This is a genomic window from Kibdelosporangium aridum, from assembly GCF_900176515.1.
GTDB lineage: Bacteria > Actinomycetota > Actinomycetes > Mycobacteriales > Pseudonocardiaceae > Kibdelosporangium > Kibdelosporangium aridum.
In genome coordinates, this window is record NZ_FWXV01000015.1 from 101,056 (window position 1) to 114,425 (window position 13,370).

General features: G+C 67.4%; 15 protein-coding genes. 2 read left to right on the plus strand and 13 right to left on the minus strand.

Annotated features, from left to right (window positions below; translation table 11 throughout):
• Window positions 1-58: 58 nt before the first annotated feature.
• The gene (locus B9C43_RS49865) at window positions 59-1,567 is read right to left on the minus strand and encodes a sugar ABC transporter ATP-binding protein (protein ID WP_084434312.1); all 1,509 of its coding nucleotides are present in this window, start codon (window positions 1,565-1,567) and stop codon (window positions 59-61) included.
• 147 nt (window positions 1,568-1,714) lie between these two features.
• On the opposite strand from B9C43_RS49865, the gene B9C43_RS49870 reads away from it, so the two are divergent.
• Window positions 1,715-2,062, plus strand: a complete 348-nt coding sequence (locus B9C43_RS49870) for a YciI family protein (protein ID WP_456077603.1) — start codon at window positions 1,715-1,717, stop codon at window positions 2,060-2,062.
• Between the two features lie 42 nt (window positions 2,063-2,104).
• On the opposite strand, the gene dmpG is transcribed toward B9C43_RS49870, so the two are convergent.
• The 3 genes from dmpG to B9C43_RS49885 are packed head-to-tail and all read right to left on the minus strand — an operon-like array spanning window position 2,105 to window position 4,802.
• Window positions 2,105-3,109: a 4-hydroxy-2-oxovalerate aldolase gene (gene dmpG / locus B9C43_RS49875; protein WP_084434314.1), complete on the minus strand. Its 1,005-nt coding sequence runs from the start codon at window positions 3,107-3,109 to the stop codon at window positions 2,105-2,107.
• Window positions 3,106-4,011 carry an acetaldehyde dehydrogenase (acetylating) gene (locus B9C43_RS49880; RefSeq protein WP_084434315.1) on the minus strand — a complete coding sequence of 302 codons (906 nt, stop codon included), beginning with the start codon at window positions 4,009-4,011 and terminating at the stop codon, window positions 3,106-3,108. The genes dmpG and B9C43_RS49880 overlap by 4 nt, the downstream gene beginning before the upstream one ends.
• Window positions 4,011-4,802, minus strand: coding sequence for a 2-keto-4-pentenoate hydratase (locus B9C43_RS49885; protein ID WP_084434316.1), 792 nt, complete (start codon window positions 4,800-4,802; stop codon window positions 4,011-4,013). The genes B9C43_RS49880 and B9C43_RS49885 overlap by 1 nt, the downstream gene beginning before the upstream one ends.
• 101 nt (window positions 4,803-4,903) lie before the next feature.
• Between B9C43_RS49885 and B9C43_RS49890 the strand changes: the two genes are divergently transcribed.
• A complete protein-coding gene (locus B9C43_RS49890; RefSeq protein WP_084434349.1) occupies window positions 4,904-5,662 on the plus strand; it encodes an IclR family transcriptional regulator in 759 nt (252 codons plus the stop codon).
• Window positions 5,663-6,490: 828 nt separating this feature from the next.
• Here B9C43_RS49890 and B9C43_RS49895 read toward each other — a convergent pair.
• The 9 genes from B9C43_RS49895 to B9C43_RS49935 form a co-directional block, all read right to left on the minus strand.
• Entirely contained in the window at window positions 6,491-7,210 is a 720-nt protein-coding gene (locus tag B9C43_RS49895; RefSeq protein ID WP_160097309.1) for a histidine phosphatase family protein, read from the minus strand.
• On the minus strand, window positions 7,207-7,809 hold the full coding sequence (locus B9C43_RS49900; RefSeq protein WP_160097311.1) for an HAD-IA family hydrolase: 603 nt from the start codon (window positions 7,807-7,809) through the stop codon (window positions 7,207-7,209). The genes B9C43_RS49895 and B9C43_RS49900 overlap by 4 nt, the downstream gene beginning before the upstream one ends.
• A gap of 67 nt (window positions 7,810-7,876) precedes the next feature.
• Window positions 7,877-9,694: a PEP-utilizing enzyme gene (locus B9C43_RS49905; RefSeq protein ID WP_084434319.1), complete on the minus strand. Its 1,818-nt coding sequence runs from the start codon at window positions 9,692-9,694 to the stop codon at window positions 7,877-7,879.
• A gap of 9 nt (window positions 9,695-9,703) precedes the next feature.
• Window positions 9,704-10,672 (minus strand): PEP/pyruvate-binding domain-containing protein, encoded by a 969-nt coding sequence (locus B9C43_RS49910; RefSeq protein WP_084434320.1) that lies wholly within the window; start codon window positions 10,670-10,672, stop codon window positions 9,704-9,706.
• Window positions 10,669-10,917: a EutN/CcmL family microcompartment protein gene (locus B9C43_RS49915; RefSeq protein ID WP_084434321.1), complete on the minus strand. Its 249-nt coding sequence runs from the start codon at window positions 10,915-10,917 to the stop codon at window positions 10,669-10,671. Before B9C43_RS49915 ends, B9C43_RS49910 begins: the two co-directional genes overlap by 4 nt.
• Entirely contained in the window at window positions 10,914-11,252 is a 339-nt protein-coding gene (locus tag B9C43_RS49920; protein ID WP_200826065.1) for a BMC domain-containing protein, read from the minus strand. The genes B9C43_RS49915 and B9C43_RS49920 overlap by 4 nt, the downstream gene beginning before the upstream one ends.
• 1 nt (window position 11,253) lies before the next feature.
• Window positions 11,254-11,550, minus strand: a complete 297-nt coding sequence (locus B9C43_RS49925; RefSeq protein ID WP_033387599.1) for a BMC domain-containing protein — start codon at window positions 11,548-11,550, stop codon at window positions 11,254-11,256.
• Window positions 11,550-12,389, minus strand: a complete 840-nt coding sequence (locus B9C43_RS49930; RefSeq protein WP_084434322.1) for a DODA-type extradiol aromatic ring-opening family dioxygenase — start codon at window positions 12,387-12,389, stop codon at window positions 11,550-11,552. Before B9C43_RS49930 ends, B9C43_RS49925 begins: the two co-directional genes overlap by 1 nt.
• The gene (locus B9C43_RS49935; RefSeq protein ID WP_084434323.1) at window positions 12,382-13,311 is read right to left on the minus strand and encodes a DODA-type extradiol aromatic ring-opening family dioxygenase; all 930 of its coding nucleotides are present in this window, start codon (window positions 13,309-13,311) and stop codon (window positions 12,382-12,384) included. Before B9C43_RS49935 ends, B9C43_RS49930 begins: the two co-directional genes overlap by 8 nt.
• Between the last annotated feature and the right edge of the window lie 59 nt (window positions 13,312-13,370).

A 13,370-nucleotide genomic window follows, 5' to 3' on the forward strand; every position in this document is an offset into this window, starting at 1 on the left:
GATTCTCGCGAAGCCACCACGGCAGGACCAAACCCGAGCCCTCCGATCTCCCGCCGTTCTACGGCAACGCGTGGTGCAGGATTTCCCGATAGCTCGTCGCATGGCCGTCCAGGCGCGCCACGATTCGGCCTGCGCGCATCACCAGGATCTCGTCGGCGAGGCCGATCAGGTCTTCGAACTCCGACGCGGCCACCACCACACACCTGTCTTGGCTTGCCGCGAGCCTCAGCAAGGCGCGGATCTCCGCTTTCGCGCCGACGTCGACGCCCTGGGTCGGCTCGTCGATCAGGAGAACGGCGGGGTCGGCCGCGAGCGCTCTGGCCAGTGACACCTTTTGCTGGTTGCCGCCGCTGAGCGTTCCCGCGGTTTGGTGGACGTCGCGGCACCAGACAGCGAAGTCCCTTACGTAACCGCGCGCGATTCGCGCCTCGGAGCGCAACCGCCGGATGCCGAACCGGCGTGTGCTGCGGTCGGATCGGGCCGGCAGGGCGAGGTTTCGCTGGATCGACATCCCGCCGACGATGCCCGCGCCTCGTCTGTCCGAAGGTACGAGGGCCATCCCGGCTCGATACGCCCGCGCCACCGAGCCCCGGCCGACAACCGAGCCCGCGACGCGGACGGTTCCGCTGTCGTAAGCGTCCTGACCTGCGATTGCCGCCAAAAGCTGGCCCTGGCCCGAGCTTTGGACACCGGCGATGCCCAGAATCCGGTGTCCAGCGACGTTGAACGAGATGTCCTCGAAGCGTCCCTCCGAGTTCAGGTCACGGACCTCCAGCAGCACGGGACCGGCCGCGATCGACGGCCTGTCCTGGACTGCCAAGGACTCCTCGGTCCGCTTGGTCATCAGCTCGACGATCGTGGCACGGTCGAACTCCGGCCGTTGGAAACGGCCAACAACCTGGCCGTTGCGCAGGACTGTCACCACGTCGGCCAGCCGGGTCACCTCGCTGAGCCGGTGCGAGACGTAGACGATGGCTTTCCCGTGATCCCGCAACGCTTCCAAGCGCTCCAGCAGGTGATCGGCGTCCGCCGCGGACAGTGCCGCCGTCGGTTCGTCGAGCACGACCACCTGGCCGGTGCCGATCAGCGCGCGGGCCAACTGAGCCAGCCGCAACTGCGGGACGCTGAGATCCGCGGTCGGCGCCGACGCGTCGAAATCGGCTCCGACCTGCATCAACGCCGCCTCGACGACCTCGCGCTCGGCGGCCGACAGCACCGACTTCCGAGCCATGCCGTGTTCAAGGCCGAGCAGCACATTGCGGCCGATGGACAACTGAGGCACGAGGACGACGCCCTGCGGGACCGCGGTGATTCCGGCATCCCGCGCGGCGCGAGGCGAATGGAGCCGCATCGACCGGTCACCCAGCACGATCTCGCCGCTGTCCGGCTGGATCACCCCGGTCAGCACCTTGATCAGCGTTGATTTCCCGGCGCCGTTCTCGCCGAGTACGGCGTGCACCTGACCTGGCTCGATCCGGAGGGATACATCCTGCAGCGCGTGCACACCGCCGAACCGCTTGTGAATGTTCCGCAGCCGCACCGGACTGCTTAACGCCGTGACGTCCATACTCCTCACCTCCGTTCAACGTGACTGTACGGTTCGAGGTGAACACGGTCAACGCCCGGCGATCGGGTAGAACAACGGTGTCGAGATCCGGCGAACTCGTTCGTCTTCAGATCGGACGAACGCGACGGGAGGAGACCCGTGAAGTACATGCTGCTGATCTACAACTGCGACCGGCCAGCGCCGACGGATCCAGGCTTCGACGAGGCCTTGGCAAGGGTGAACGCATTCGTCGAGGAGTGCCGTCGCCGAGGCACGTTCGTCAGTGGGCATCCCTTGCTTCCGGAGAAGACCGCCAGGACGGTGAGTGTGCGCGAGGGCAAACCGTTGATCACCGACGGTCCGTTCACCGAGACCCACGAGCACCTAGGCGGCTATTACATCCTCGACTGCCGTGACTTCGACGAAGCCCTCGAACTGGCCGCACTCTGCCCGATGGCCGCGGTCGGCTCGATCGAGGTCCGCCCGGTGGCCGAGGTCCCTGGTGTCAATCATTGACGGCTGGACGAGCGAACCGAGGCAGTCGATTCCGGCGCTGGCTCACTGAGCGAGTTCGAGGGCAATGTCGATGATCATGTCCTCTTGCCCACCGACATACCGGGCCTCACCGACACGCCGCAGGATCTCGTGCGCCGGAACGCCATACCGTTCGGCCGCACGCTCGGCGTGCAACAGGAAGGACGAGTACACACCGGCGTAGCCTTGAACAATGGCGTTGCGGCCCGCCCAAGGACGTCGTGGGATGAACGGGAGCACGACTTCCTCCGCCGCGGCAAGCAAAGTGGGAACGTCCACACCGGTCTGAATGCCGACCTTGTCGAACACCGCCGCCAGCACCTCGATCGGCGCGTTGCCGGCGCCCGCGCCGAGCGCGCACAGCGTCCCGTCGACCTGACGAGCGCCTGCGTTGTAGGCAGCCAACGAATTCGCGACGCCCAGGCTCAGGTTCTGATGCGCGTGGATGCCGACCTCGGCATCGTCGCCCAGCTCGTCGATCAGCGCCTGCACCCGAGCGGTCACGCCATCAGGCACCAGCGCGCCGGCGGAATCGACCACGTAGACACATTGGCAACCGGCGTTCGCCATGATCCGGGCCTGCTTGGCCAGATCCGAGGGCTCGATCATGTGGGACAGCATCAAAAAGCCGACTGTTTCCATGCCGAGTTCCCGTGCCGCACCGAAATGCTGGATCGAGACGTCGGCTTCCGTGCAGTGCGTGGCAATCCTGGCCACGCGCGCACCGGCGTCGTATGCCTGACGCAGATCGTGAACGGTGCCGAGGCCGGGCAGCAACAGCACAGCGATCTGTGCCTGCTTCACGGTTTCCGCCGCGACTGCAACCAATTTGATGTCGTCCACGGCGGAAAAGCCGTAGTTGAAGCTGGATCCGCCGAGACCGTCGCCGTGGGTCACTTCGATGACCTGGACACCGGCGTTGTCCAACGCGGAGCTCACCGCGCGGACCTGGTCTTCGGTGAATCGGTGGGACATCGCGTGGCTTCCGTCGCGCAATGTCGTGTCGGTCAGCCTGACGTCGTACTTCATCGGGTCACCGCTCCTGCCTTGCCGGTGGCGATCAGGTCACCGACGCGGGCGGCCGCGGCGGTCATGATGTCCAAGTTGCCCGCCCACTCCGGCAGGTAGTCGCCGTTGCCACGGACTTCGAGGAACACGCCGATCCGGGCGTTGCCGCCCCAGTCGGCACGTGGCTCGTCGAACTGCGGATCGGCGCGCAGCGTGTAGCCCGGCACGTAGTGCTGGACCTCTTTGACCATCCGGTGGATCGAGTCGGTGACCGCGTCCCGGTCCACGTCCGGTGACACCGCGCAGAACACGGTGTCCCGCATGATCATCGGCGGTTCGGCCGGGTTGAGGATGATCACGGCCTTGCCCCGGCCGGCGCCGCCGATCTCCTCGATGGCCTTGGCCGTGGTCTCGGTGAACTCGTCGATGTTCGCCCGGGTGCCCGGTCCGGCTGAGCGCGACGCGATGGATGCGACGATCTCCGCGTACGGAACCGGTGTCACACGGGACACCGCGTGCACGATCGGGATGGTCGCCTGCCCGCCACAGGTGATCATGTTGACGTTCGGCGCGTTCAGGTGCTCAGGCAGGTTCACCGGCGGGCATACGAACGGGCCGACCGCCGCCGGGGTCAGGTCGACCGCCTGGATTCCAGCCTCGGCGTACAGGACAGCGTTGACCTCGTGGGCTTTCGCGCTCGTCGCCTCGAAGACGATGTCCGGCAGTTGCGTCTGCTTCAGCAGCCAGGGCACGCCTTCCGCGCTGGTCTGGATCCCCAGCTTGGCGGCACGAGCCAGGCCGTCCGACGCCGGGTCCACCCCGACCAGGTACTGGATCTCGATGACGTCGCTGCGCCGCAGTTTGGCCAGCAGGTCCGTCCCGATGTTGCCCGGCCCGACAATGGCCGCCGTCACCTTGCTCATCAGCCGCTCACCTTTCCGAACCGTGCTGTCACCGTGCCGAGCCCGTCGAACGTCGCAGTCACCACGTCTCCGTCGGAAACCGGGACCGCGGCGGTGACCGATCCGGGCAGTACGACGTGTCCCGCTTCCAGCCCCACGCCTCGCTCACCAAGGACGTTCGCCAGCCACGCCACCGCACTCAGCGGATTGCCGAGCACCGCACTCCCCTTGCCGGTGCCGACCACCTCGTCGTTGACCTTGAGTGCGCCGGTCGTCGCCACAACATCCACATCGGACAGGGCGACCCGCGCGGCACCGAGCACAACACCGCCGGAGGACGCGTTGTCGGCGATCGTGTCCACAATGGAGATGCGCCAGTCACGGACCCGTGAGTCGATGATCTCCAGCGCGGGAACGACCGACTCGACGGCGTCGGCCACGTCCTCGACCGTGACACCCGGGCCGGTCAGCGGCTTGCCGAGAACGAAGCCGATCTCCGGCTCCACCCGTGGCTGCAGGAACGCCGAGATGTCCACGACCTGGGACTCGTCGTGGAACATCCGGTCGGTGAGGTGACCGAAGTCCGGCTGGTCCACTCCGAGCTGCTGCTGCATCACGGCCGAGGTCAGGCCCACTTTGTGTCCTTTGACGACCGCGCCCTCGCCGAGCCAGTGCTCGACCTGGGCCAGCTGGATGGCGTAGGCGCCGTCGACGTCGAGCCCTTCGAACAGGTTGACCAGCGGCTCGACGGGTTCGCCGGTGCGGTAGGCCCGCAGCAGCGTCGCGGCCGCGGCCGGTACGTCCAGTGTCATCAGTTCTCCACAGTTCTCCACAGCGATGGGGCTTGGTGCCAAGGAAAACCTCGCTGACACCCTGATTGCACCCTGCGCCCACGAGGGCGACAATGCAACGCATGCGTTCCACTCAGCTGAACGCCCGGAGCGTGCTCGACCGAGCTTTCGCGATCCTCGGCGCCTTCACGACCGAAGACCGCGAACTGGGCATATCCGAACTCGCCCGGCGGACGGACATGGCGAAGTCCACAGTGCACAGGCTGGTCACCGAACTCGAGGCCCACGGAATGGTGGAGCGTCGAGGCAAGTCCGTGGTGCTGGGCCTGCACCTGTTCGAGCTCGGCGAACTGGTGCCACGCAAGCGGCAGCTCCGCGACGCAGCGCTGCCGTACATGGCGGATCTGCGAGGCGCCACACGCCAGACCGTGCACCTGGCGGTCCTGGACGGCACCGAGGTGGTCTACGTGGAAATCCTGCGACACAGCGACGCGCCCGCGCTGCCGTCCCGCGTCGGCGGCCGGCTACCCGCCCACGCCACAGGCGTCGGCAAGGCGATTCTGGCGTTCGCCCAACCCGAGGTCGTCGAGAACGTCATGCGAACGGGCCTGCCCCGGCTCGCCGAACGCACCAAGACCGTCCCCGGTGTCCTGCGCCGTGAGCTCGCGGTGATCCGGGCGACCGGGATCGCGTACGACTACGAGGAATCCCGCGCGGGCCTGGTGTGCGCGGCGAGCCCGGTGACCGGACCCGATCACGAGGTCGTCGCGGCGCTCTCGGTCTCGGGCTGGACCGGCAGGCTCAATGTCCGGCGGATGGCCCCCGCGGTCCGCACGGCCGCGCTGGCCCTGTCACGAGACCTCGGCGCACCTCGCCACTGACTCGACGCCGCGGCCGACGCCCGACACCGGCTCTGACCTTGCGCCGCGGACCCGACGCCCGGCACGGCTCTGACCACGCACCGCGGACCCGACGCCGACTCGACACGGCCGACTCGCCACCACGGAACCCACCCGCGCCGCCCCACCCGGCGGCGCGAGGTCAGAGCGCGCCGCCTCCGCAGCCGAACCACCCAGCCGAACCAACCCAGCCGAACCACCCCCGACACCGCTGGAGCCGACACCGGCTCTGAGCTCGCCGCCACTGAGCCACTGACCCAACACTGCGGACTTCACCCGCGCGCCGCGGGTCCGACGCCGGACCCGCGCTCGCCGGATCCGCGCTGCTGACCCGACACCGCCGCCAACCCGACGCGTCGACGGCGGCCGAACCGACGCCATTGGCCTCACTCCCGCGCCGGCCTCACTCCCGCACCGGCCTCACTCGCGCACCGCCGAACCCGGCCCCGAACCCCGCCGCCAGACCCACGCCGCCGAACGCTCGAGCACCGACCCGACACCGGATCCTCGCCGCCCAGCTCCACGCCGAACGCCTCGCCCCGACCTCACGAGGCCGGGGCGGAAGTGCCGCCGAACCTCACGCCGCCCAGTCCCACGCCCACCACCAACCTCACGCCCCTCACGCCGCCGAACCTCACGCCACCCATACCCACGACGAACACCTCGACACCGACCTCACGCCACCAGCCCCACGACGAACCTCGACACCAACCTCACGCCGCGGAACCTGCGCCGAACGCCTCGTCCGCCGCCCAACCCGCGCCGCCCTCACGCCGCCGGACCCTCGCGCCAGGACCTACGCCGCCGACCTCACTCGCGCGCCACCACCACTTCGCTTTTACCACACCCCTCTGACAATTCTGCCTCGCAAACCCACTCACCAGGGACTTCCAGGTTCACGGTGATATCGCGGAACGTGACGTCGATCCGTCCCGAGTCGGTCACCAGCGTGACCTCCTCGGCGTTGGCGGGTTCACCGGGATCCAGGCCCCAGGCCCACGCGACGATCGCCCGCATGCAGCCAGAATGGGTGGCGACGACCAAGTGCTCCGTCGAACCCCGGCCAACGGCCGCGCGCACGAACCGGGCCACAACGTCCGCGGGACTTTCGTGCCACAGCAGCGGGGTGGTGAGCCAGAAGCCCATGGCGTCGCCGCGCTCGTGGGCTTCCCAGAACCTGCGGGCCTCGACCGCCCAGCCGCGTTCCCCCGCGGTGCTCGCCATGGCGCGGACCTGCGTTGGCTCGTGGTCCACGCCATCCACGCGGACCTGGAGGTTTCGGAACTCCGGCATCGCCACGCAGTTCCCAAGGCGGAACTTGCCCTCTTTGCGCAGAGCGGCGCGCAGTACGGTCGCGGTCTGGCGTGTTCGTTGCGTTGGCGCGTAACCGATCTGGACCGAGGCGCCTTCGGGCAGGGTTCGCCGCAGGACTTTGCCCCGCGCGGCGGCCTGTTCGATCCCTAGGGAGGTCAGTCCGGCGTCGGTGGCGTAACTGCTGGTTTCGCCGTGCCGGATCAAGTGGACGATCATGGCCGGAACACCCGCCTTGTGCCGTTTGACGGCGGGATCCCGACTCGGTCGAGGATGCGGCGCACCGATCCGGCGGGATCGGTGACGTCGAACAGTTCGACGTTCATGCCGACGGCCTTGGCACCGGCGAGGTTGCTTGGCAGGTCGTCCACGAACAGGCACTTGGCCGCTGGCTCCTTGAGGTGCGCGAGCGCCCATCTGAACACGGCGGGATCCGGTTTCAGCACGCCCGATCGCGCGGCTTCCAGCAACAGGTCGAACCTCGTGAACTCGGGGAACCGATCCATCCACTGCGGACCGAACCAGTGCGCCATGTCGTTGGTCAGCGCGACGACACGAACGCGCCCGCCGACGGTGGCCAACATCGCCTTCACCTCCTCACGTACTGCCAGCCGGGTCCGCATCAGCAGACCGATGTCCAGATCCGGCCTTGCGTCGGCCAATGCGGCCCAGTAGTCGCGTTCCTGCACTCTGCCTTGCTCAACTCCGGCATAGAGCTGATCTGTGCCGAATGGGCCGCGTGGGAATGTCGGGTCGTCGACCACTTCGAACAGAGTGGGCACGACCACTCCGCCAAGATCGAGGACGATCGTGGTCACGCCAAGCCAGTTGGTGCCACCGCGGGCCCGAACCGCCGCCGTGCGCCGAAGCACACGGCGCCGCTGTTCAGGCCAGGATGGTGACGACACCGGTGTTCCCATCGACTCGAACGCGTTGCCCGGTACGAAGTGTCGACACCGCCCGGCCCGTGCCGACGACCGCGGGCAAGCCGTATTCCCGGCAGACGATCGCGGTGTGGCTCATGATCCCGCCGACATCGCTCACTGTCGCGGCGATCCGGGAGAACACCGGCGCCCATGCGGGCGATGTGGCAGGGCAGACCAGGATTTCGCCTTGCTGGATCTCGCCGAGTTGATCCGCCGACTGGACAACCCGGACCGGACCTTCGACAACTCCGGGCGAACCGGCAACCCCGCGCAGTGTGCCGGGTTCCGCGGCGTCCTCGAGCCAGCCCGCGACGGAGTCGGTGGTAATGCCCCACAGCATCACTGTCAGCGGTTCGGTGACTGCTTGCGGTGGCGGTCCGAGGGCCGGAGGAGGTTCCCACGCTTCGAGTGCGGTGAAGATCTCGCGCCGTCGAGCGATGATCGGCGCCCAGTACGCACGGCCGCGCCCTGGCGCACCGGTCGACCACGCGGCGACCGTGTCGAAGATCAGCTCGCCGACTTCGCTGCGGCGCAGGAAGAACAGGTCCTCCGGGTCAGCCAGGACGTCCATCTTGTGCAGTGCGCGGCCCAGTTCCTTGGACTTGCCCCAGAACGCCGCCCACATCCAGTGTTCGATGTAGAGCACGTGCTCCTCGATGTACACGAACACCTTGCGGGCCAGGGCGAGCAGACTGTCGAACGCGGACACATCGTCCGGGTTGAGCAGGTCCCGGTACTCTCCGGTGATCCGGTCGCGTTCTGCCAGCACCTGCTCGGTCGGCCGGTCGATGACCTCGCCGTTACGCAGCCGCCGGACGTAGTCCTGCACTGCGGCATAAGGAATGCCGAGGTGGTCGTCCCATGTGCCGAACCGGTGGTCGCCGCCGGGATGGCCGGGGTCGCTGTTGATCTGGAACCACGGGTCACGGGTGGCTTCCCAGTCCTCGACCCACTTGCGGCCGTCCTCGCTCGTGGCCAGCTTCTCCACCGCGGTCGTGGCGTCGGCGTGCGCCAGGATGATGTCGCCGACGCCGAGTTGTTCGGCGTTCTTGGCCAGCCGTTTGAGTTCGTCGTCCGGCCGGTAGAGCTCGACGTGCAGACCGCCGACCATCCGGGACACCGACTGGTCGCCGATGCCCGGAAACGCCTGCTGGCAGAACTGGAAGAAGGTGAGGTAGGCCGCGTATCCGATGTTGAGCAGCTCGAAGTGCCACTGGTAGGTCTCGTACATCGTACTGATCATCAACGCGAAGTCGCGTTCCCACCGGAAGCCGGCCGAGTGTCCGATATGGCCGGTCACTGTCTCGATCGGTTCCCGCTCCGGCAGCGGCTGGAAGTTCAGCGACCGCACGAGGTTGACGCGATCGAGGACCTTCTCCTTCCACTCCCCGTAGATCGCTTCCCAGTTCTCATAGTAGTGACCCGCACGCTCGGCGAATTCCTCGGCGCGCGCCGGGATGTCCGCTTCGGGCGCCGCGACAGGGGAAACGTACAACCTGCCGTTGAGAATCCGTTGCTCCAGGCCAAGGGCCGGTGGTACTGCGAAGATCCGGGTGTTCATCGCGCCGAGCGCCTGCCACCAGCACTCGCATTGGATCTCGTCGTACGGGTGCATCACATACGGGTGGTGCAAGGCGTCCTGGAACCAGAATTTGGTTTCGTCGGCTTCACGGCGGTCCTCACCGAACAGGTGGTACCAGTTGTACATTGACTCCCAACCCTCGGCGCCGGGTGGGGGTTGGACGTCGAATGGGCTGGGGAAGGACGAATCGGCCATCGGTTGTCCTCAGTTCTTAGGCTTGGTACCGGTCATCACACGCAGGACATGCGCCATGGCATCGGTTTTGCCGTCCGTGACACGATGCGTAGGTTTGGCGCTCCACACGGTTTCCGGACGCGCCTGCACCAGATGGATCCCCGAGTCATCGATCGCGAACTCGCCGTCTTGTGGCGTGCCCGCGTGCCGCTCGACGGTTCGCGCGATGTCGAGCAGTTCCAGAATCTCGTCGTCGGTGAGTGACGGCCCGACCTGGCCGGAGGCCACCTCGCGGGAGATGATCTCGCCGGACACCTTGTCGACCACGAACCTGTCCGGCGTGACCTCGCCGCTCACCAGCGGCTCCCCCAGGCCCCACACGGACTCGACGACCACTTTGGACCGATCGCCGTTCACCGGATTGAGCGTCATGAACACGCCGGCCGCCCGTGCGTCAACCATTCGTTGCACGACAACAGCCATCGCATCCCCCGCCACGCCTTCGCGCGCCCGGTAACTGATCGCACGAGCCGTGAACAGGCTTGCCCAGCACCGCCGGACCGCGTCGCACACCTCGTCCTCGCCCACGATCCCTAGGTAGCTGTCGTGCTCACCGGCGAAACTGTGCTGCGCCGAGTCCTCAGCCGCCGAACTCGACCGGACAGCGACCGCTCGATCGCCTTCCCTGGTGAGCTTCTGATAGGCGGCGCGGATCTCCGGAGCGGCGCTGTGGCCCTCGGTTTGCGCGAAAAGCCAGTCCCGGATGGACTGTGCCGCCGTTTCGAACTCGGTCATGTCCGCGTCGGGCCGCAGTCGTGCCACCCGCCGATCCAGCTCCGCCGCCAACGTTCCGCTGACTGCGGCACGATAGGCCTCTGTGGTCACAACGAACGCCGCTGGAACGCGCAAACCCATGCGTGCCAAGGTGTCGAGCGATCGGCCCTTGCCGCCGGCGAGCTCGGTGGTCAGCCCGTCGCCCACCCAGACGATGTGCTTCATGCGCCCTCCTCGTAATCGCTGACGAGCGCGACCACGGCCGCGTCCACACAGGACACGCCGGACGCTGCGGCCGCGGCCTCGTCCGTCGCCACCAGCACCGTGACACCGACTCCCACGTCGAGCAGGTCGACAGCGACTGTTGTTGTCCCCGCCGAGAGGTCGTTGACCAACAGGAACCGGTGCCCGGCCAGGGCGGGCACCTGGCGATCGGACCACGCTCGGCCGACGACCCTGCCGAGGATCATTGCCCGGTCCCCGCTGGCAAAGCCTCCCGGAACGTCGTCGAGCGCCGGGTGTCGAGCAGTTGCGCGGACTCGCTGCTCGGCCGTGGATAGATCTGGGCGGCACGCAGCTCGCCGTACCGCTTCACCGCCGACGTGCCCGCTTCGAGCGCCTGGCGCACGGCAGCGAGCTGGCCTTGGATCGCGGCGACCAGGTAGCCGCTGGACACTCGGTCCACCGCGATGCACCGCACGTCCGCAGTCTTCATCATGGCCTCGATGCCCGCGGTCAACGCGACGATCCCGCGAGTCTCCAGCAGGCCGATGGCAAGGGTTTTCCCAGAAGTCATCTCAGTCATGTCAGCTGCCTTCGAGTAGTCCGGGGTGGGCGGCGAGCGCGGCGACGGGATCGCACGGGTTGGCGAACACAATGGAGCTGACCGATCCGCCGGAGATGGCTTTCGCGGTCTCCTCGGCGATCTCGGACGCTTCCTCGACGGTCGCCAAGTCGCCGCTGATCGCGACGGCGACCAGTCCGCCGCCGAGCCGCACGACGCCTTCGACGACCACGTTGGTCGCTTTGACCATCGCGTCGACCGCGTCGAAGATCGGCACGAACCCTTCCGCCTCGATGAATCCGACCGCTTGATTGGCCATCAGTTGTCCCTTTCGAAACTGGCCGCCGGCCAGTGCACGACGGCGGCACCCGTCCCCCAGATGGGGCCGTATGCGAGAAGTTCGGCCGGTTTGCCGAGCACACCGGCACCGAGCAGGAACGCCAGTGCGCGGAACTGGCTGTCGGCGGCGGCTTCTCGTGCGAACCCCTCGCGCAGCCGCAGCGCCTCGTCGGCGTCGCCGTCGACCACAGCGGCCAGCATGCGACGGTTCCACGTGTCCTGTTCAGGCGTGGCGATCCGGTCCTGCGACGGTTCGATCCACTGCTGGATCAGGCCTGCCGACAGCCCGGAGACCACCACGACGCCGATCCGCCTGCCGACGCTCGCGGCGGCGGCCACGCCGGTCGCGCCGAGGCTGGCGATGCTGTCCACTTCGGCGTAGAGGTTGCACGACACCAGCGCGAACTTGAAGCGCCTGCCGGGGTCGAGCAGGGCGGAAACGGTCACCGTGCCGGTGTCGATCGGAAAGCCCGCGTAGTGGGTGCGTCGTGCCTGCATTCCCCGCGAGGCCGTCTGTTCGACCCAGCGCTCGGTCAGTTCGGTGTCGATACGCAGGTCGTAGTCGATATGTCCGTAGTCGTAGGCGTACCAGTTCTCGTCGAGCCGTTGCCCACGCGGGTTCGGGTCCAACTGGAATTGGTGACCCAGCACAGTGAACCACTGCGTGGACAACAACACGACCGTGTCCACGTTGGACGCATGGAACCGGTCGCCGACTTGCTCGACGCCTGACCGCAGGTCCGCCCAGCTCGCCGCCGGGTCCTTGGCGAGCAACTGGGGCATGCCGGGCAGCAGCGCGGCACTGACCACTTCAGACATCTTGGCCCCGCCATTCGATAACGGCGTTGCCGGTGCCGATGATGGTTCCGTAGCCAAGGATGTCTCCTGTGGTGGCAGGCCAGTCCAATGCGGACAGCAACCAGGTCAGGCTGCCGGACTTCGTCTCGGCTTCGCTGGCCTTGATGTGCTCGGGGATCGCGGTCTTCAGAGCCGAGGAAGGCTTGGTACGAACGGTTTCCAGCAGCGTCATGTCCGCGCGGTACTGGGAGTTGTTGTACGGGTACTCGCGGCCCATGTCCTCGGGCAGTTCCGTTTCCCGGTCGAAGTGCAAGTGCGACAAGGAGTTCGAGGCGAGCAGCACCGCGCGCCTGCCGGTCTGCTCAATGGCCTTGCGGGTGGCGCGGCCGAGCACTTCCATCTGGCCGAGTTCGGCTTCGGCGTAGAAGTACGGGTTGTTGTTCGCACTGATCGAGACAACCGGAATGTCCCATTTCGGGTTCACCATGTGCAGCGCGCCGATGGTCGCGTAGTCGACCCGCACACCTTCCTCACGCATCGCCCTGGCGACAAGGCCGTGGTCCTCGAAGCTGGTCACGAGGGCTTCGGCGAGCTCGACATCGGTACGGAAGTCGTAGTGATAGCGGAACAGGTGCGGGAAGATCGGCTCCACCGACACGCCACGCGGGTGCGGGACACAGTTGACGTGGTGGCCGACCATCGTGATCCAGTGCGGTGCGTGCACGACGAGCACGTCCGGCTTCATCGCCCGCACCCGGCGACGGACCTCGTCGTACGCCCAGCGCAGCACTTCCCAGCCGCCGGTGCTGCGCGGCTCGTTCTGCGGTGGGTTGTCGGCGTAGATCAGGTGCGGCGGATGCGGCGACAGATAGCCGGCGATGATGCCGCCCTTGGCTGGGGCGCGCTCCGGAGCACCGGGCTCGAGGCGGAAGACGCGTGACATGACGTGGACGCTAGCTGCGGAAACGCGGCTCGTCTGCCCGGCCGTCCCGTGCCACGGGA